The sequence below is a fragment of the Streptomyces bobili genome (genome assembly GCF_002154575.1).
Taxonomy (GTDB): Bacteria; Actinomycetota; Actinomycetes; order Streptomycetales; family Streptomycetaceae; genus Streptomyces; species Streptomyces bobili.
Genome location: NZ_MUBA01000062.1, coordinates 51,775 through 52,198, shown reverse-complemented (window position 1 = coordinate 52,198; position 424 = coordinate 51,775). Strand labels below are relative to the sequence as shown.

Sequence of the window (424 nt, the reverse complement as noted above, 5' to 3'; positions counted from 1 at the left end):
GCCCCCTCCAGACCCAGAGCCGCCCCGTCGGCGGCTCTCCGGGCCCGAGTCCACTCCCCTCCCCCACACCTGCGGACCACTCCGCACGAACGTCCCACACACCCAGGTGACGGTTGGTAAAGTCCGTCACCCTCACACGCCAGAACGCCCCCCTCAGGCCGCGTTGACGGTTGGCATCCCCAGGGACAGGGGTGGCCCAGAGCACGGTGGTTCATCCACACCGCCACATCGCACATCCGCAACGCACTCACCGTTTCGGGCAGCCCTGCGGCCCGCCTCAGCTCGAGCAGCTGGCGGTGCAACGCGGCGCCGTCCTCACACAGCGCGGTGTGCAGGGCGAGCCAGAAGGACGGCCGCCGGCCGACGGCGCAGCGGACGACGCGGTCGTAGACCGGGAGCAACCGCGGACGCCTACACGCCAGAA

At 71.0% G+C, this 424-nt stretch carries 1 protein-coding gene; it reads right to left on the bottom strand.

What is annotated here, in order from left to right; translation table 11 throughout:
* Positions 1 to 422: DUF6308 family protein (locus BZL64_RS40950; protein WP_244205220.1), on the bottom strand; the 422-nt coding region annotated here is incomplete at its 3' end.
* Positions 423 to 424: the final 2 nt, after the last annotated feature.